The organism is Ruegeria sp. CDSA141 (assembly GCF_059612005.1).
Genome location: NZ_JBXWPT010000001.1, coordinates 325967 through 343796, shown reverse-complemented (window position 1 = coordinate 343796; position 17830 = coordinate 325967). Strand labels below are relative to the sequence as shown.

Sequence of the window (17830 nt, the reverse complement as noted above, 5' to 3'; positions counted from 1 at the left end):
TCTGCTCGGTTTTCCGAGTCCTTCCAGTTGTTCTCAGGATGAAAGTTTTGCCGCAACCGGGCAAGGAAAACTTCATGGGTAGGCGATTGCTCGAAATGCCGGAAAATCGGCGTAACGGGCTTGCCGGGCAGAAAGGTCTTCACCCGGCTCAGTGCCGGGCCTCAACAGACATCCACGCGGAGCAATGTAGCTGTCGATCCGACGATGCGGCCTGGGCCGCCACACAAGGTTGAACGCGCATAACTTGGGGAAGAACCAGATTTCGGAATACTCCAGATGATCGTGCATCCACCACGCCAGATCCCGCCAATCCCTGCCTTGCGCATATTGATCCGCGAACCACGGGATGACGATGGATGCCCCGGCGATCCGCGCATCCCCTTCCCCGTGATCCCAGATATGGCATTCCAACGGATTATCGTTTCGGGCGCAGTTCAGTTTGTTTTCATTGCCAAACCGGTTCAAGGACGGTGAGCGGTAGCCCGACCTGACGGCGACCCGGCCAAATGTCTCTTCCAAGGGGTCAAGAAGGGTTTCGCAAAACGCGCGACCTGTTTCGATCGCCAGATCCGGGTTGTCCGGAATATTCTGCTTTTGGTGGAAGTTGCCGATTTCCGAATACAGAAAATCACGCATGAAGAAGTGCCGGGACAAGCGGACGCGGCCCAGGGTCTCAAGGCTCCACATGCTGCCCGGCTTAAGCATCTTGCATCCTTTTTTCCGATCAGGGTTTATTCCACCCCCAAGCCCTTGAGCCACTCCAGTATACCAGAAACGGCCGCGTCGGTTTGACCCGGCGACATCAACCGCCCCGCGATAACGTGTGAAGACGGATCGTCATCCGGCCCCATCGTAACCAGCTTGACCGTTGCCGGAGCGCCCCAGGCCTCAGCCACTTTGTGCGTCCGGTCCGGCCGCACAACCTGATCATCATCCGAAAACCAGAACAAAGCGGGTATCAGGGCCTCAGAGAAATCCAGCGCATAGACCGTATCCACCAGCACAGACATCGGCACGACGGCTTCCCACGGGTAGACCGACGTCCAGTACTTGTTCTTCTCTGGGTCCGGCCCTGACACATCGCGTTCTGGCCCCATGAGAACGGGCAACCAGATTCTTGCCCAAGGTAAGGAAGGCACCCACGCCGCGACGGTATTCACACCAAAGTTCGGCGAGACAAAGACCATGCCAACCACGTCCCGGCTGAGGTCAACATCCAACGCAGCGGCCGCCGCCAGTGTTCCTCCGGTCGAGGTGGAAAGGACGATCACCTTCTCTCCGACCGCACGCGCCGCTGCCAGCCCTTCGGCCATGTCCTGCATCCAGCCCGAGGCAGTACCCTCGGCCATCGCCGGCCCATCCCGACCGTGACCTTGCAACCGCGTGAAAACCAGATTGGCCCCCAAAGCGTCAGCCACCAGATCAGGCACGGGGCGGATTTCCTCAGAACTTGCTGAAAAACCGTGGATGTACAGAACAGAATACGGCGTGCGCTGTTCCTTGAACCCGTCCTGCCAGACCACGCGCTTTTCGACACCTGGAACGATATCATCATAGGCGGACTCGGTGCTTTCAAAATAAACCTGAACACCTTCACCAAATTTCCGGGAATCAAAAGTCGGGTGCAGGTTCACTTCCTCGCCCGGGCCGAACCAGTAGACCAAGCCGCCGAGAACAACCAGCGCCAGAAGCGCGCGCCCCAGAATCCAACCAAAGCGCCGCATCAGGTTTCTCCCAACACGTCAAGAACCGCGGTCTCGATCAGGCCCAGGCATTTTTCGTCCGAGAAGCGATGATCAGCCCCCTTGACCAACAACAGCCGCATGTCGGGACCCGCAGCATGTTCCAGCAGCCGCACGGCTGTTTCGGTCGAAACCGCCGTGTCTGCGGTGCCTTGCAGGAAACGAACCGGGAACGGCAGATCCAGAGCGCCCCGCAGAACCAAATTCTGACGTCCGTCTTCGATCATGCGCTTGGTGATGATATAGGGTTCCATATAGTCGGACGGCAACTCGACATGGCCGACGGTGTTCAACGCGGCTTTTTGTTCGTCGCTGAAAGACACCCAATACCCGTCCTCGGTGAAATCCGGTGCAGCAGCAATTGTGACCATGCCTGCAACTCGTTCGGGCATGGCCCTGGCCAGTAGCAATGCCTGCCACCCCCCCATCGACGAGCCAACCACAATCAATGGTCCGTCCGTCAATGCATTTACTGCGGCCAATGTGTCCTGATGCCAGTCACCAATACAGCATTCCGTGAACGCACCCGAGCTTTCGCCGTGGCCGGAATAATCGAACCGCAAGAACGATTGCCCCCGCGCCTGCGCCCAAACTTCCAGATGCACGGCCTTGGTGCCTTCCATGTCCGATTTGAGCCCACCCAGAAAAACGATGGTCGGCCCTGACCCTTCGCTTTTGTGATAAGCCAGTCGCCGCCCCTGAGCCGTTTCCAGAAATTCCGTCGCTGCCATGAAATCCTCTTTCTCTTTGGGGAACATCATGCACGGCAGCTCGATGGTCGCAATTCCTGAATTCGATGTCTCGTTGCGTCAGCCAAAGCACCCTGCAGCACTTGACAGAAATTGCTGCACCTGCCACATCAGCCGAACACACATAACCCGCAACCGGGCGTTCAGTGGGCGCCAAACCGACGAGGAGAGCCGATATGGCCCTGGATTCTCAATCCGTCTCTCTCACCTTTCCCGATGGCAATGCACGTTCCTTCGACGCAGGCGTCACGCCCGCGCAGGTGGCTGCCGATATCTCAACCTCGCTGGCCAAAAAGGCCATCTCGGCCACCGTGGATGGGAAGCACTGGGACCTGCAATGGCCCATCGAATCCGACGCGCAGATCGCCATCCACACCATGAAGGATGAAGTTCAGGCCAATGAACTGATCCGCCACGATCTGGCCCATATCATGGCCCGCGCAGTTCAGGAAATCTGGCCCGCGACCAAGGTCACTATCGGCCCCGTTATCGAAAACGGCTGGTATTATGACTTCGACCGTGAAGAGCCGTTCACGCCGGAAGATCTCGGCCTCATCGAGAAAAAGATGAAAGAGATCATCAACAAGCGTGATCCCGTCACCACCGAGGTCTGGGACCGCGAGCGCGCGATCGAGTTCTACAAAGCCAATAACGAGCCCTACAAGGTCGAACTGATCGAAGCCATTCCCGGCGACGAACCGCTGCGCATGTACTGGCACGGCCACTGGCAGGATCTGTGCCGTGGTCCGCACCTGCAACACACCGGCCAGGTTCCGGGGGATGCCTTCAAGCTTATGTCCATCGCCGGCGCCTATTGGCGTGGCGACAGCGACCGCGCGATGTTGCAGCGTATCTATGGCGTGGCCTTCACCGGTAAGGAAAAGCTGAAAGCGCACCTGCATATGCTGGAAGAGGCCGCCAAGCGCGACCATCGCAAGCTGGGCCGCGAAATGAACCTGTTCCACATGCAGGAAGAGGCGCCCGGTCAGATTTTCTGGCACCCCAACGGCTGGACGATCTACACTCAGTTGCAGGACTACATGCGCCGCCAGCAGCGCAACGGCGGCTATGTCGAAGTCAACACGCCACAGGTTGTGGACCGTAAACTGTGGGAAGCATCGGGCCATTGGGACAAGTATCAGGAGAACATGTTCATCGTCGAAGTGGACGAGGAGCACGCGCGCGAAAAGGCGATCAACGCGCTCAAGCCGATGAACTGCCCCTGCCATGTGCAGATCTTCAATCAGGGCCTGAAATCCTATCGCGACCTGCCGCTGCGTATGGCTGAGTTTGGCTCGTGCAACCGCTATGAGCCGTCAGGTGCGCTGCACGGTATCATGCGTGTGCGCGGCTTCACCCAGGACGATGGGCACATCTTCTGCACCGAAGACCAGATCGAGTCTGAAACCGCAGAGTTCATCCGGTTCCTGTCCCGGATCTACAAGGATTTGGGATTCGAAAACTTCTCGGTCAAATTCTCGGATCGCCCTGAGAAACGATCTGGGTCGGATGAAGTCTGGGACAAGGCCGAAGCCGCGTTGCTCAGCGCGACACGTGCTGCCGGGATCGAGCCGGAGCTCAACCCCGGCGAAGGCGCCTTTTACGGCCCCAAGCTGGAGTTTGTTCTGACCGACGCGATCGGTCGCGATTGGCAATGCGGTACGCACCAGGTTGACTTCGTGCTGCCCGAGCGTCTGGACGCCACCTATATCGGCGCTGACGGCGGTAAACACCGTCCCGTTATGCTGCATCGCGCAACCTTGGGTTCGTTCGAACGTTTCATCGGTATCCTGATCGAAGAACACGCAGGCAAGCTGCCGTTTTGGCTTGCCCCGCGTCAGGTCGTGGTCGCGTCTATTACCTCTGAGGCGGATGACTATGTCGCCGAAGTAATCGAAACCCTGCGCGCAGCTGGTGTTCGGGCCGAAGCCGACATTCGCAACGAAAAGATCAACTACAAGGTTCGTGAACATTCGGTCGGCAAGGTTCCGGTCATTCTGGCCGTCGGCCATCGCGAAGTCGACGACCGCACTGTCAGTGTCCGGCGTCTGGGTGAAAAACAGACGCAGGTACAACCGCTTGACGTTGTAACAAACGAGCTGTCGCAGGCAGCCACCGCACCGGATTTGCTGTAACAATCGGCAGGAAATCGCAAGAAATCTGGCCCCCGATTTGGGGCCAGATTGAAACATTTCCCCCTTTTTCAATCAAAAACAATGCGTTACGCTGCAAGAGGGCACACCGCCCCCTGACGTGCTTGTGAGACACGGGCTCGTGAATTCAACTCTGTCTACCAAGCCACTACCTTTGTCATTGTCACAAGCAGACATACCCAGTCATCAAGAGGATTACCGAGATGTCGAACACAGCTAAGTCCCTGGTTGTCGCAACCGCAGTCGCAGCCGCCGTATCGGGCGCCGCAACCACTGCATCCGCTCAGGCAAAAGAAAAATGCTATGGCGTATCGCTGGCCGGTCAGAACGACTGCGCCGCTGGCCCCGGCACCACCTGCGCGGGCACCTCGACCGTTGATTATCAGGGCAACGCATGGACCCTGGTCGATGCAGGCACCTGCGCGGATATCGAACTGCCCGCACAGGCCGACGGCGCACCGCGCAAAGGCTCGCTGGAAGCTCAGGATCGCGACCTGCCGGCATAAGAAGCGCCTGACGAATTCAGGGGGCGGGCACCATCGCCCGCCCCTTCCCTTTCGTGATCAAGGAACTGGCCCATGTTGGATGATGCCCACAGGTCGAACCGCCTGCCCGCAGCTCCGGGCGTAGGTTACAAGCCGCAACACTTCGCTCAGGTACTTGAACACGCGCAGCCCGTCGCATGGCTGGAAATTCATGCGGAGAACTATATGGGCGATGGCGGGCGACCTCTGGCGCAGCTGCGCCATCTTTCCGAACAATTCCCGATCTCGGTCCATGGTGTTGGCCTGTCCATTGGCGGCGAAGGCGCACTGGACCCTGATCATCTGGCCCGGCTGAAACAACTGGTGGGTTGGCTGAACCCCGCCAGCTTTTCCGAACACCTGGCCTGGTCCACCCATGACACCCATTTCTACAACGACCTGCTGCCCTTGCCCTATACCGACGCAACTCTGACACGTGTTTGCGATCATATCGATCAGGTGCAGGATACTGTCGGGCGGCAGATGCTGTTGGAAAACCCCTCAAGCTATTTGGCTTTTGAAGAAAGCGCCTGGTCAGAGCCCGACTTTCTGCGCGAAATTGCACGTCGTACCGGATGTGGCTTGTTGCTGGATGTCAATAACGTCTTTGTCTCTGCCACCAATCTGGATTTCTCTCCTCAGGGTTACATCGATGCCTATCCACTGGAAAAAGTGGGGGAAATTCACCTTGGCGGTCATGACGAGGATGAAGACGATCACGGCCACCCGCTGCTGATCGACAGCCACGGGCGTGAAGTCGTCGATCCGGTCTGGGCGTTGTTGGATTATGTGCTGGAACGGACGGGGCCGAAGCCCGTCCTGGTCGAGTGGGACACCGACGTACCGGACTGGCCCGTTTTGCGAGAACAGGCCGTTCGCGCGCAGACCGCCCTGGAACGGATCCCGGCATGAGCGTTTCGCAATCCGAATTTCGCGCAGCCATGATGGATGCGTCAGCCCCCGTCCCCGAAGGTTTGCTGGACGCCCAGGCGCAGCCAGCCGGTCGTCGGTTCAGCGTCTATCGCAACAATATCGCCGTGTCCTTGACCGAGGCGATGCATCAGGCGTTTCCAGTCATCACCAAGTTGCTGGGCTCTGGGAATATGGATGGGCTGGCCGGGATATTTCTGCGCCAGCACCCGCCATCTTCACCGCTGATGATGTTCTACGGTGAAGCCTTTCCCGAATTTCTGGCTGGAATGCAGCAGCTATCGCATCTTGGTTACTTGCCGGATGTGGCGCGGATGGAACTTGCCTTGCGCAAGTCGTACCACGCCGCCGACAGCCAACCTGCCCCGGCAGAAGCTCTGGCCGTAGACCCCGAACAGGTCATGCGGGCCCGGTTGCGTTTTGCCCCTGCCATGCGGGTGATACGTTCAGACTGGCCTATTCACGCGATCTGGCGCTTCAACACCGACGCCGACGCACCGAAACCGGTTGCACGAGCGGAGGATGTGTTGATCACACGCCCGGAATTCGACCCGGTTGCCCAGCTGCTGCCCGCTGGCGGAGCAGACTGGATAACCCACATACAAGGTGGCGACATGATCGGCGAAGCGTTTGAGAAAACCGCAGCGACGCAACCTGAATTTGACCTTGGAACCACTCTGGCACTGCTTCTACAGGGCGGTGCACTAACTTCTGTGACTATCGAAAGGCTGGAGACATGACTGCCCTGATCTCACTTCACAACAACGTTCTGGGAAAGGTGGACCTTGCGTCCAACTGGCTTACACCAACGCTGGCGCGGCTGGTCTTTGTCGCTGTCCTTCTGGTCTATTACTGGAACTCGGCAATGCTGAAGATCGACGGTTCGATCTTTTCACCTTCGGCAGGTGCCTTCGGTCAGATTTTCCCCAAAGCAGCCGAAGCCGTCCTTTATGACGTATCCCAAATGACAATCTTCCAACGTATCGTCGTTTTCTTTGGCACGGTTGCAGAATTCGTCCTTCCTGCGCTGCTGCTTGTCGGTCTGTTCACCCGCCTGGCCGCCTTGGGTATGATCGGTTTCATCTGGGTGCAGACTCTGGTCGATGTCACCGGCCATGGCGTGAAACTGGGCAGCCTGTTCGACGCGGCGCCATCCATAATGGATCAGCGTACGATGTGGACATTCCTGATGCTGGTGATCGTGATCAACGGTGCGGGCCCCATCTCACTTGATCGGATCCTGCGTCTGAAATGACCTAGAAATGCGCTTTGGGCTGGTCCGGTTTACCCGCTGCCAGCCCAAGCACCCCGGCAACCCCGGCAAATGCAATCGGGAACATGGTGAAGACACCAAATCCGAATGCATAATACATCGCTCCCGCTGAAATGAGCAGCAAGATTCCGGCAAAAAGAGCACGCGCAGGCGCCATCGCCCCCCCGACAATGGCCAACAAAGGCGCGATGATCGACACGGCCTGAATCAGATCAGGGTTGTCTGCCTGCCTCAGAACTCCTTCTATCTCGCCGACGTGATCGATCACGACCACCTTCGCATATCCGAAAAACCCGACGATCATACCGATCAATCCGGCGATAACGCCCAAAATCATGGCGGCATTACGCATTGAACATCCTCACTTTTACATGCAGGCACATAAGCATTCCTTAAGAAATACCAAGCTGCGTTCGTGTTTCGGCTGTCCAGCCCAGAAACAGATCTCCGTCTTTCTCGATCAACGGACGCTTCATCAGAGTGGGGTGCTCTTTCAACAGTTCCAAAGGTGTTTTCGCGCGTTGGTTGTCATCCAACCCACGCCATGTTGTGGACCTTGTGTTGAGCAAAGCGTCGCCGAAGGCGGCAAGCGCTTGCGACAACACAGAGTCCGGCACGCCATCGCTGCGGGCATCTACAAACTCTGCATCTGGAAACGTTTTCAATGCCTTGCGACAGGTGTCACAAGTCTTCAGTCCATAAAGGCGCATGTTTTTTACTGTTCCTGCATTTGATTGCATTTTGGGCAAACTTGCCAGTTTCAGGCAGTTATTCTTGATTTTTTACATCACCATGCAATGTTGAAAAAGGCGAAACATGTGAATTGGACTGTTCAGAAATAGCGATCCAGTCGGGTTTACGATGTCGCTCACCACAGCCCCCACCAATTTGTGGGACAATGCGTAAGTAGAAGGAGACACGGGACATGCCTACCGGCACCGTGAAATGGTTCAATACCACCAAAGGATATGGTTTTATTGCCCCTGATGAAGGGGGCAAAGATGTGTTTGTACATATCTCGGCCGTAGAACGGTCCGGCCTTACCGGACTCGCTGACAATCAGAAAGTCTCTTACGAGTTGGAGGACGGACGCGACGGTCGGCAAATGGCTTCTGATTTGAAGCCCTTGTAACGACATCCCCGCTGATTGCAGGGTGAATCAATTAAGGATGGCGGCCAATTTTCCGGCCGTCAGCCACCCCTCACCGGTCTCGTTCCATTGTTCTCACGCTGACTTCGCATCGGCGTGGCAGTATTGGTCTGTGTCCTTTTTCGCGGTGCTGGAAACCCCGTTCGCGTATGTCACGACCGCGGTCGAGCCTCCAAGCCGGATAGTCCAGACTTACGCAAACTGCCTGGGCCCGCGCACGCACGTTGCCACGCCTTCCGCTCAGTATTGCCGTTCTAGTTTCTGGAGCAAACGTGCGACAGTCCTCACCAAATCCAAGCAATGAGCCGTCAGCCTGCACATGCAATGCAAGCCCGGACACACGTGAAATATTTGCAAGCTTGAGTAAAAGAGCCATGGAACCAGCGTTCCGATCCCATGACAATCCGGATAAACTACCGCTGTGCGAATTCAAGTTCTATTTGCGAATGATCTCTTCGAACTCGCGCCATTCTCGAGCCGTCATACCCGAGCTTTCCTGTGTGACGTCCTCGCCCGCCAGCATGCGCCGCAGGCTTTCGACCATCTGAGCGGACAGGTTGACGGCACCAAGGCGGTAGTCTTCGAAGGCCTTGTAGGCAAATGGTACCCAGTCGGCGACGATCTTGCACATCGCATCAGCGTAGACGCGGATTTCGTACTGAGCATGAGGGTCAGCGCGCAATCGCAGGAAGTGGAACAGGTTGTGAAGGTCGACCTTCCAGTACCACTGCGTATAGATGTTTGCGGGCAGGTTCATCCGCGCCAGTTCACGTGCCAGACCCTGCTGCCCGTCCTGACTGATCATCGCCTCGTAATTGTCGTAACACCGGGCACTGTCTGCCTTCAGGATGTCCAGGACACGTGCAGCCTCTTCCCCTTCCAGAGCCGAGCCACGGCCCTGATTGTTCACCTCTGATTGGGCGGCGACATGTTCGGGTGCGGGAATATAGAACTCACGATCCAGAATCGAATACCGCGCCGAATACTCATTTACATTGGCCGTGCGGTGCCGAATCCACTGCCGCGCCACGAAGACCGGCAGCTTCACATGCAGTTTGACCTCGCACATTTCGAAAGGGGTCGAATGCCAGTGCCGCATCAGATACCGGATCAGACCTTCGTCATTCTGAACTGATTTGGTTCCTTTGCCGTAAGACACACGTGCAGCCTGACAGATAGCGGCGTCATCGCCCATGTAGTCAATGACGCGAACAAAACCGTGATCCAGAACCTGATGCGCGGTATACAGGTGATCTTCCATTCCCGCTGAAACGACGCGACGAGTGGGATGCGATTGCGCACGTTGCGCTTCGATCTCGGCCTGTTGGTCAGCGGACAGCGGCATCAAATTTTCCTTTCTGGCAATGAGTCGCCCCCTACTATATCTCGCCAATCGCAACACCGGAACCGCGATATATGCCGCAACCCGCGCAATTTTCAATTCGCCATACCCAGCGCTCTCGACACACTAGGTTGGCGCGCTAAGCTGTTTGCAAACTGAGTCGAAAAGGATGGCCAAATGGCGCTGACATATCTTCACACCATGGTCCGCGTGAAGGATCTGGAAAAATCCATGGCGTTTTATGAACTTCTGGGCCTGAAGGAGACACGCCGCTATGACAGTGAAGCCGGGCGCTTTTCACTGGTTTTCATGGCCCCTCCGGGACAAGAAGACGCTCCGATTGAACTGACCTACAATTGGGACGGTGATGACGACCTGCCCAGCGACAGCCGCCACTTCGGCCACCTCGCTTACGGCGTCGACAACATCTACGAGGTTTGCCGGCACCTTCAGGACAATGGTGTTACGATCAATCGACCTCCGCGTGACGGTCGTATGGCCTTTGTACGATCGCCCGACAATATCTCGATCGAGCTTCTGCAAAACGGCGATGCTCTGGAGCCCAAGGAACCTTGGACTAGCATGGAAAGCATCGGCCACTGGTGATCCGGTGGGTCATAACACTTGGGTTGGCCGTCCTGGCCAGCCCGATCAAGGCTGAACAATGTCGTCTGGCCCTTGCACTGGCGATGGACATTTCGGTTTCGGTCGATGAGGCCGAGGACATGCTGCAACGGCAGGGACTGGCCGCCGCGCTGATCGCACCCGACGTGCAAGAGGCCTTTTTCTCTTCTCCCATGCCGGTTGCCTTAGCTGTTTACGAATGGAGCGGACGTTCCACGCAGCATGTCATTTTGAATTGGTTGCTGATCGAAGATATTTCTGACCTGCTTTTCGCATCCGGTCAGATAAGTGATTCAGTACGATCGGATACCGGATCCGCGACCGCCATGGGCTATGCCCTTGCCTTCGGGTCCACCTTGATGAATCAAGCACCCGAGTGCTTGTTTCAAACAATTGATCTGTCCGGGGATGGCTCCAACAACGATGGCTACGGGCCGCAGATAGCCTATCGGCACTTCCCCTTTCAGGACGTTGTGGTGAATGGCCTCGTGATCAACGCGGCTGATTTTGAAGGCGAACTCTATCTGATTCCCTTCTTTGAAAACAATGTCTTGCATGGTCCTGGCGCCTTTTTGGAAGTCGCTCAGGGGTTCGAGGATTTTGAACGGGCCATGCGAAAAAAGCTGAAACGGGAGTTGAGCGGTTTGCAGATTGGTGCGCTCGATGAAGACTCACAATAACTCCGCGTCTGTTTGCTGCTGTCACGGGTCCGTTCCCTGGACCGGCATTTGAGCAAGGCCGCCAAGCCTGTGCATCAGTGCAGGACGGTTTTAATTCCGTCCGATGCACAGCCCCGGTCAGTAGATGTATCTGATCTGGTCCGTCCAATACCGCTCCACGCGGCGCAGCGACGTGGTGATGTCTTCGATACCTTCCAACTCCAGCACTCCTCTGCTTTGCAATCCTTCGGCGTGACGCGCAAACAGGTCGGATACTATGTTGCGGATTTCCCTGCCTCTTGGCGTCAGACGAACGCGAACAGAGCGGCGATCTATCTCGCATCTCTGGTGGTGCATATACCCCATCTCAACCAGTTTCTTGAGGTTGTAGCTGACATTGCTGCCCTGATAGTAGCCGCGGCTCTTCAGCTCACCCGCCGTCACTTCATGATCGCCAATATTGAACAGCAGCAACGCCTGAACCGCGTTGATTTCCAGCACGCCAACGCGCTCGAATTCATCCTTGATGACGTCCAGCAGCAACCGGTGCAGCCGTTCCACCAGGGCCAGCGCCTCAAGATAGCTGGTCATGAACCCCTTGGCTCCCAACCCAGAGACCTGCATTTCCATACTCATCCGACCCTCCGATTCAGTCGTGCTGTTTGAGGTACGATGACCTGAAAGTCCGAAAAATCGGTTAAGCTGGTATTTTCTTATTTCTGAAAGGTCTGCGCGATGCTTGAAACCAAACTGGCAAACTGCGCCGGTGGCCGCACCTGACCAGTGACCCATTGATAGAGGTCCTGATCGTTTTCGTGCAGCAGCGCATCAAAAACATCCAGCCCGGCCGCATCCATATCAGCCAGATTGCGATCTGCATAAGCGGACAGGATAATGTCCATTTCTTTAATCCCGCGCCGCATGGATCGCATTTTCATTCGCTTGATGCGTACGTCCCGGGGTTCACTCAATTCTTCTGCTCCAGCATCAGGCGCATTTTCTTTTCCAGCCGCGCCGCACGTTCGGCACAAACCCGCATCTCGCCCCGAATGGCGCGCAGTTCAGCCACGGCGGTTGACAGTTCCATACCGCCTTCGCCCTCTCCCACCGGGGCATCCATGCCTTCCCCCTCGCCGGTCAGCAGCCACATGATCGAGACGTTGACCAGACCCGCCATCATCGACAATCGGTTCGCGCGTGGCTCGGACAGATCGTTTTCCCAATCGGCAATCGTCGTCTTCTTGACACCAAGTCGACGCGCCAACTCGGCCTGGGTCATTCCGGCCGCTTCGCGAGCGCCAGCCAAACGGTCCCCGAATGTCGCAGAGTCCGGTCCATACCAGTCTTTTTCTTCATTCACTCGGGTCTCCAATTCACATTGTCCATACGGCTTGATCGTCATTCCGCTGCACCCTATGACAGTCGGGTTGAACATACAAACCGAGGCCATCCATGAGTTTCCTGTCTGCGACACTGTCACGCGTCAAACCCTCGCCCACAATCGCTATGACAGCCAAGGCCGCCGAGTTGAAAGCCGCCGGGCGCGACGTTATCGGCCTGAGCGCAGGTGAGCCGGATTTCGACACGCCTCAGAACATCAAAGACGCTGCTGTTGCAGCGATTGCAGCGGGAAAAACCAAATACACTGCTCCAGACGGCATTCCTGAACTGAAGCAGGCGGTTTGCGCCAAGATGAAGCGCGATCACGGGCTTGAGTACACGCCCGCGCAGATCTCGGTTGGAACGGGCGGCAAGCAAACGCTGTACAACGCCTTGATGGCAACAATGAATGACGGTGACAAGGTTATTATCCCCGCGCCTTATTGGGTAAGCTACCCCGACATGGTTTTACTGGCAGGAGGAACGCCGGTTGTTGTTGAAACGACGCTGGCCAACAACTTCAAACTGACGGCAGAACAACTGGAAGCCGCAATCACCCCCAGGACGAAATGGTTCATCTTCAACTCGCCTTCCAACCCGACAGGCGCAGGGTACAGCCGGGATGAGCTCAAGGCCCTCACCGATGTTCTGATGCGCCATCCGCATATCTGGATAATGTCGGACGACATGTACGAACACCTGGCCTATGACGGCTTTGAATTCTGCACGCCTGCCGAGGTGGAGCCCGGCCTGTATGACAGGACGCTCACCTGCAACGGTGTTTCGAAAGCCTATGCCATGACAGGCTGGCGCATCGGTTATGCGGCCGGTCCGGTCGAACTCATCTCTGCGATGCGCAAGATCCAGTCGCAATCCACCTCGAACCCCTGCTCGATCAGCCAGTGGGCGGCGGTGGAAGCGCTGAACGGAACACAGGATTTTCTGGCCCCGAACAATGAAACGTTCAAACGCCGCCGTGATCTGGTGGTGCGCATGTTGGACGAGATTGACGGAATAACCTGCCCGAAACCCGAGGGTGCGTTTTATGTCTACCCCTCAATCACTGGGCTGATTGGCAAAACAACACCCGCGGGAACCGTCATCGAAAATGATGAAGCCTTTGCCACTGCCCTGTTGGAAGAGGCGGATGTCGCCGTCGTGTTTGGCGCGGCCTTTGGCCTCTCACCCAACTTCCGGGTCAGCTATGCTACGTCCGATGCAGCCCTGACCGAAGCCTGCGGTCGTATACAGCGCTTTTGTGCATCTCTGAGGTGAACATGTCTGCAGACCTTCCCGAATACTACTTTCGCATCCGTGAGAACGGGGCCGTCGTGTTTCGGATCGATACAGAAAACCGCCAACGCCGGATTGAGATGGATCAGATAGCCGTCGTCAACATCCGCAACGGCGAGGTCAAGCCGCACGGGCAACGGGCTTTGTCCGAACGGGATCAGGCAGAGATCGCCCAATGGATGGAAGAGCGCCGGGTTGTACTGGCCCAGCGCGACATTGACGATATTCACCGCGCTGTCGACTATCTGAATCTGACCACGCAATGGGCGCAGTCCAAGGCAAGCGATGAACAGCTTGAGGATGTGACCGACAGGTTGCTGATGGCGATGCACGATCTGCGCACGGTTCTGGTTCGGAAAAAGGCCGACCGCTTGAGCAAAGATTAAGCAGGCTCTGCCGGCGCCTGCATCTGCCGCACCGAATGCAACCAGAACCGGGCCATCAGCAGTACCGCCGCGAAGGCCAGACCAAGCACCAATCCCAGCCAGACACCGATGCCGTCCATCTGACGGACGAAACCGAAATAATATGACGCTGGAATTCCCACTACCCAATAGCTGAGCGCCGCCATAACCATGGGAATCTTGGCATCCTGCAACCCGCGCAGCAGACCCAGCGCAATTACCTGAGCCCCATCGACCAGTTGAAACAGTGCAGCCATGGCCAGTAATCCGGTCCCGATAGCCAGAATTTGTCCGCGCTGCGGATCATCGGCCTCCATGAACAGAGAAATCAGCGGCTCGGCGTATGTCAGGAACAGGATGACGGTCACAACGGACATGACCAGCGACATGCCCGTCACGGCAATTGCACCTTTTTCCAGATGCGCCTTGTCCCGGCGGCCCAACGCGTTGCCGGCCCGGATGGTGGCCGCATTGGACAGCCCCAGATGTACCATGAAGGTGGCCGACGCCAGATTCAGGGCAATCCCGTGCGCGGCCAGAGGGACCTGACCCAGCCAGCCCATCATTACGGCTGATGTTGCAAACAGCGACACCTCGGCCAAGGTTGTCAGACCAATGGGCACGCCCAGTTTCCATACGCTGATGAACATTTCCCAATCCGGCCGCCAGAAGCGTTGGAACAGGCTGTGTTCCGGCAGGGTCCGGACCACATAGAAAACAACCGCAACCAGTGAAACGACCTGCGTCGCGATCGACGCGATCGCTGCGCCCATCACGCCCAGTTCCGGGGCGCCCCAGTTGCCAAAGATCAGCGCATAGTTGGTAAACCCGTTCACAACCGCCGCCGCAACCGTGATCCACAGAACAATCTGCGTTCGCTCCAGAGCCGCAAGGTAGGATTTCAGCACCATCACGATAAGCGCCGGAAACAACCCCCAACCGGCAATGCGCAGATATTCTGACGCGGTTTCAGCAATATGCGGCTCTTGCTTCATGGCGATCAGGATCGGATAGGACCACCACAACAAAGGCATTACCACCGCAGCGTACAGCAGCGACAACCACAGCCCCATACGGGTCGAGCGGCGAATGCTGGTTTCGTCCCCTTCTGCCGCCGCGGTGGCGACCATTGGCATAACAGCCCAACCGAACCCCGCGCCAAACAAAAACAAAACGAAATAATAGCTGCTGGCCAAGGTAACGGCTGCCAGCGCCTCGACCCCGTACCAGCCCAGCATGATAGTGTCGGTCAGGCCGATGGCAAACTGCGCCAGATGGCCACCGACCAACGGCAGGCCAAGCACGGCAATCGCCCGAAAGTGGGCCGGATAGGTCATCACTTTTGTCATTGCACCAGCCATATGCGCGGGCTTGGCGCGGGACAAGAGAAGATCACCAAAATTTCAATATGAGACTCCGGTGCCTACTCACACGGCAAGAGCAGGCACCCTGGCGGTTAACGGGCGTCCGGGTGCAATGCTGTACCCAAAATATGCTCGGACCGGTGGATGACGTGATGCGCCTGCCCCACGATCAACGGATCGGGTTCACCCACAGTGTCGTGATCCTTACCCGGGTAGTCCAGCGTCGACAGGAAATGCCGCATACAATTCAGGCGCGCGCGCTTCTTGTCATTCGACTTGATGATCGTCCACGGCGCATCAGCCGTATCGGTGTAAAAGAACATGGCCTCTTTCGCCTCGGTATAGTCATCCCACTTGCTGAGGCTCGCCTTGTCAATCGGCGACAGCTTCCACTGTTTCAGGGGATCAATCTCTCGACTTTTGAAGCGACGCTGCTGTTCTTCCTGCGTGACCGAGAACCAATATTTGTAGAGCTGGATGCCCGACCGCACCAGCATCCGTTCCAACTCCGGCGTCTGCCGCATGAACTCCAGATATTCGTTGGGAGAGCAAAAACCCATCACCCGCTCGACACCCGCGCGGTTGTACCAGGATCGGTCATAGAACACCATTTCGCCAACTGTTGGCAGTTCCTGAACATAGCGCTGATAATACCATTGCCCCTTTTCTTCCCAAGTGGGTTTATTCAAGGCAACGACCCGAGCCTGACGCGGATTTAGATGCTCCATGAACCGTTTTATCGTACCGCCCTTGCCAGCAGCATCGCGCCCTTCGAACAGCAGAACGAAGCGCTGCCCGGTTTCCTGAGCCCACAGCTGAACCTTCAGCAACTCTGCCTGCAATTTGGCCTTCTGTTCTTCGTACACCGACCGCGCCATCTTGCGACCGTAGGGGTACTTGCCGCTTTCAAACGCCTGCCGGATCTTTTCCGGGCTGGGTTCTGCGACCTCTGCAACCGGGGTCGGCCCAGTCTTGGTCTGAGTTGAATCTACTTTGACCCGAGCAATGGCATCCATGAAATCTTTCCTTTTCTATTGTCCCGAAGGGGAGCTAGCAGAAAGGCCAAGGATGCGCTTTGATTGGGGTCAAATTGATGCCTCAAAAACCCATGAATTCCACACCGGATCAGAGGTTCCGATACGAACTCCGTATTTCAAGCTGCGACGCCAGTCGATTTGTTTCCGAACCGGCGCAAGCCTGATGCGCCAAGGCAGTTGACGTTGCAAGAATTCGCCGAGTTTAGTGGTACCCGAGCGGGCCTTGCCTGAATCCTCAATAACACATTTTCAAGCCGGCCTCGGCCGACGTGGCCATAGCCAAAGCTGGCGCCCGTATAGCGCACCGGATCTGCCGATACCCCTTGCTTCAGGCTTTATCGATGCCCCCAATCGTCAGGGTTATCCGAGTTATTGGGCGACAAACCCAGCATGTCCCCCTCCGTTGAACATCCCAGCCCCAGAACTGTCCGGTTCGCATAGGAAAAGTAGGAACAAACCTGATTGATCTCAAGGATTTCTCCATCGTCCCACCCCGCGTCACGCAGAGCGGTCACATCCGCTTCGACCAGATCGCCCGGAGCCTCAGTCAACTTGCGTGCATAGGTCATCGCCGCCACTTGCGCTGCGTCCAACGGGGCGGCTGCCGGATCGCGCGCCTCAATCGCCGCCCGGATCGCATTTCCTCGCTCTTCATCGCCCAGCAAACGCTGCAAACCCGCGAAATGGTGTTCGACGCAATATCCACATCGGTTCAGAGAACTGACCCACACGCCCAGCATCTCGAGGAACCACTTCGGTATCTTGTTGCCCGAGTGATGCAGCACTGCCTTGTAGATCGCCATGTGACCTTCCATCGAATGCGGCCGCAACGAATGCGCCATCATGATATTGTCCACATTGTTGTCCGGACCCGTGACGCGGTCGTAGAGTTTCTTCAGCCTGCCTGTGGCCTGCTCGAATGGGATTGTTCTGATCCAGCTCATTTGGCTTCCTGTTGACGTGATTGCCTGTTGTTCAGAGACTAGAAGCGCTTTGAGCCGGAGGCGAGACGAATTCGACAGTCTTTCGAAAAGAGCCGACCAACGGAGACTGCATTTCGAACGTCTGTCCGGTTTGCGAACCACCAACACTGCATACCCAATCAAAGCCGAGCAAGCATCAACACCGTTGAGACCACCGAGACATTGCTGAATAGTATCAATGCCAGAAGGTGCAAAACACCTGCCACAGCGAATGCGGTCCGGT

Annotated in this window: 22 protein-coding genes; 10 read left to right on the top strand and 12 right to left on the bottom strand. The window is 56.8% G+C overall.

Annotation, left to right across the window (positions count from 1 at the left end):
- Positions 1 to 72: 72 nt before the first annotated feature.
- The 3 genes from AC2FLP_RS01720 to AC2FLP_RS01710 are packed head-to-tail and all read right to left on the bottom strand — an operon-like array spanning position 73 to position 2473.
- Entirely contained in the window at positions 73 to 687 is a 615-nt protein-coding gene (locus AC2FLP_RS01720; protein ID WP_117868528.1) for a hypothetical protein, read from the bottom strand.
- A 44-nt stretch (positions 688 to 731) separates the two neighbouring features.
- Complete coding sequence (locus AC2FLP_RS01715; RefSeq protein WP_496681158.1) at positions 732 to 1724, bottom strand: alpha/beta hydrolase; 993 nt, start codon at positions 1722 to 1724, stop codon at positions 732 to 734.
- Entirely contained in the window at positions 1724 to 2473 is a 750-nt protein-coding gene (locus tag AC2FLP_RS01710; protein WP_496681159.1) for an alpha/beta fold hydrolase, read from the bottom strand. The genes AC2FLP_RS01715 and AC2FLP_RS01710 overlap by 1 nt, the downstream gene beginning before the upstream one ends.
- A 194-nt stretch (positions 2474 to 2667) precedes the next feature.
- Between AC2FLP_RS01710 and thrS the strand changes: the two genes are divergently transcribed.
- The 5 genes from thrS to AC2FLP_RS01685 all read left to right on the top strand — a co-directional run bounded on the left by thrS (position 2668) and on the right by AC2FLP_RS01685 (position 7353).
- A complete protein-coding gene (gene thrS, locus AC2FLP_RS01705) occupies positions 2668 to 4626 on the top strand; it encodes a threonine--tRNA ligase (RefSeq protein ID WP_496681162.1) in 1959 nt (652 codons plus the stop codon).
- Between the two features lie 221 nt (positions 4627 to 4847).
- Entirely contained in the window at positions 4848 to 5150 is a 303-nt protein-coding gene (locus AC2FLP_RS01700) for a BufA1 family periplasmic bufferin-type metallophore (RefSeq protein WP_299894381.1), read from the top strand.
- A gap of 72 nt (positions 5151 to 5222) precedes the next feature.
- Positions 5223 to 6080, top strand: a complete 858-nt coding sequence (gene bufB, locus AC2FLP_RS01695) for an MNIO family bufferin maturase (RefSeq protein ID WP_299894384.1) — start codon at positions 5223 to 5225, stop codon at positions 6078 to 6080.
- Positions 6077 to 6838 carry an HvfC/BufC N-terminal domain-containing protein gene (locus tag AC2FLP_RS01690; RefSeq protein WP_117868523.1) on the top strand — a complete coding sequence of 254 codons (762 nt, stop codon included), beginning with the start codon at positions 6077 to 6079 and terminating at the stop codon, positions 6836 to 6838. Before bufB ends, AC2FLP_RS01690 begins: the two co-directional genes overlap by 4 nt.
- Positions 6835 to 7353: a DoxX family protein gene (locus AC2FLP_RS01685; protein WP_299894388.1), complete on the top strand. Its 519-nt coding sequence runs from the start codon at positions 6835 to 6837 to the stop codon at positions 7351 to 7353. Before AC2FLP_RS01690 ends, AC2FLP_RS01685 begins: the two co-directional genes overlap by 4 nt.
- A gap of 1 nt (position 7354) precedes the next feature.
- Here AC2FLP_RS01685 and AC2FLP_RS01680 read toward each other — a convergent pair whose 3' ends face one another.
- Positions 7355 to 7723, bottom strand: coding sequence for a hypothetical protein (locus AC2FLP_RS01680; protein ID WP_117868521.1), 369 nt, complete (start codon positions 7721 to 7723; stop codon positions 7355 to 7357).
- Positions 7724 to 7763: 40 nt separating this feature from the next.
- Positions 7764 to 8081 (bottom strand): ArsC/Spx/MgsR family protein, encoded by a 318-nt coding sequence (locus tag AC2FLP_RS01675; RefSeq protein WP_299894393.1) that lies wholly within the window; start codon positions 8079 to 8081, stop codon positions 7764 to 7766.
- A gap of 215 nt (positions 8082 to 8296) precedes the next feature.
- Here AC2FLP_RS01675 and AC2FLP_RS01670 point away from each other — a divergent pair, with 215 nt between their 5' ends.
- Positions 8297 to 8503, top strand: a complete 207-nt coding sequence (locus AC2FLP_RS01670) for a cold-shock protein (protein WP_010439113.1) — start codon at positions 8297 to 8299, stop codon at positions 8501 to 8503.
- A gap of 454 nt (positions 8504 to 8957) precedes the next feature.
- On the opposite strand, the gene thyX is transcribed toward AC2FLP_RS01670, so the two are convergent.
- The gene (thyX, locus tag AC2FLP_RS01665; RefSeq protein WP_299636863.1) at positions 8958 to 9866 is read right to left on the bottom strand and encodes an FAD-dependent thymidylate synthase; all 909 of its coding nucleotides are present in this window, start codon (positions 9864 to 9866) and stop codon (positions 8958 to 8960) included.
- A 174-nt stretch (positions 9867 to 10040) separates the two neighbouring features.
- Here thyX and AC2FLP_RS01660 point away from each other — a divergent pair, with 174 nt between their 5' ends.
- Together AC2FLP_RS01660 and AC2FLP_RS01655 are read left to right on the top strand one after the other, a co-directional pair.
- Positions 10041 to 10469, top strand: a complete 429-nt coding sequence (locus AC2FLP_RS01660; protein WP_299894397.1) for a VOC family protein — start codon at positions 10041 to 10043, stop codon at positions 10467 to 10469.
- Complete coding sequence (locus AC2FLP_RS01655; RefSeq protein WP_299894399.1) at positions 10466 to 11167, top strand: DUF1194 domain-containing protein; 702 nt, start codon at positions 10466 to 10468, stop codon at positions 11165 to 11167. The genes AC2FLP_RS01660 and AC2FLP_RS01655 overlap by 4 nt, the downstream gene beginning before the upstream one ends.
- 117 nt (positions 11168 to 11284) lie before the next feature.
- Here AC2FLP_RS01655 and AC2FLP_RS01650 read toward each other — a convergent pair whose 3' ends face one another.
- From AC2FLP_RS01650 to AC2FLP_RS01640, 3 genes are all read right to left on the bottom strand, one after another.
- Entirely contained in the window at positions 11285 to 11782 is a 498-nt protein-coding gene (locus AC2FLP_RS01650; RefSeq protein WP_299894401.1) for a MarR family winged helix-turn-helix transcriptional regulator, read from the bottom strand.
- A 77-nt stretch (positions 11783 to 11859) separates the two neighbouring features.
- Complete coding sequence (locus AC2FLP_RS01645; RefSeq protein ID WP_117868517.1) at positions 11860 to 12084, bottom strand: succinate dehydrogenase assembly factor 2; 225 nt, start codon at positions 12082 to 12084, stop codon at positions 11860 to 11862.
- 29 nt (positions 12085 to 12113) lie between these two features.
- Positions 12114 to 12548 (bottom strand): helix-turn-helix domain-containing protein, encoded by a 435-nt coding sequence (locus AC2FLP_RS01640; RefSeq protein WP_496710044.1) that lies wholly within the window; start codon positions 12546 to 12548, stop codon positions 12114 to 12116.
- 50 nt (positions 12549 to 12598) lie between these two features.
- On the opposite strand from AC2FLP_RS01640, the gene AC2FLP_RS01635 reads away from it, so the two are divergent.
- Complete coding sequence (locus tag AC2FLP_RS01635; protein ID WP_299894409.1) at positions 12599 to 13801, top strand: pyridoxal phosphate-dependent aminotransferase; 1203 nt, start codon at positions 12599 to 12601, stop codon at positions 13799 to 13801.
- 2 nt (positions 13802 to 13803) lie between these two features.
- Entirely contained in the window at positions 13804 to 14205 is a 402-nt protein-coding gene (locus tag AC2FLP_RS01630; RefSeq protein ID WP_117868515.1) for a hypothetical protein, read from the top strand.
- Here the strand turns inward: AC2FLP_RS01630 and AC2FLP_RS01625 are convergent.
- The 3 genes from AC2FLP_RS01625 to AC2FLP_RS01615 all read right to left on the bottom strand — a co-directional run bounded on the left by AC2FLP_RS01625 (position 14202) and on the right by AC2FLP_RS01615 (position 17568).
- Positions 14202 to 15572, bottom strand: coding sequence for an MATE family efflux transporter (locus AC2FLP_RS01625; protein ID WP_496671654.1), 1371 nt, complete (start codon positions 15570 to 15572; stop codon positions 14202 to 14204). The genes AC2FLP_RS01630 and AC2FLP_RS01625 overlap by 4 nt on opposite strands.
- 107 nt (positions 15573 to 15679) lie before the next feature.
- Positions 15680 to 16603 carry a polyphosphate kinase 2 gene (ppk2, locus tag AC2FLP_RS01620; RefSeq protein WP_117868514.1) on the bottom strand — a complete coding sequence of 308 codons (924 nt, stop codon included), beginning with the start codon at positions 16601 to 16603 and terminating at the stop codon, positions 15680 to 15682.
- A gap of 356 nt (positions 16604 to 16959) precedes the next feature.
- Positions 16960 to 17568 (bottom strand): carboxymuconolactone decarboxylase family protein, encoded by a 609-nt coding sequence (locus AC2FLP_RS01615; RefSeq protein ID WP_299894416.1) that lies wholly within the window; start codon positions 17566 to 17568, stop codon positions 16960 to 16962.
- Between the last annotated feature and the right edge of the window lie 262 nt (positions 17569 to 17830).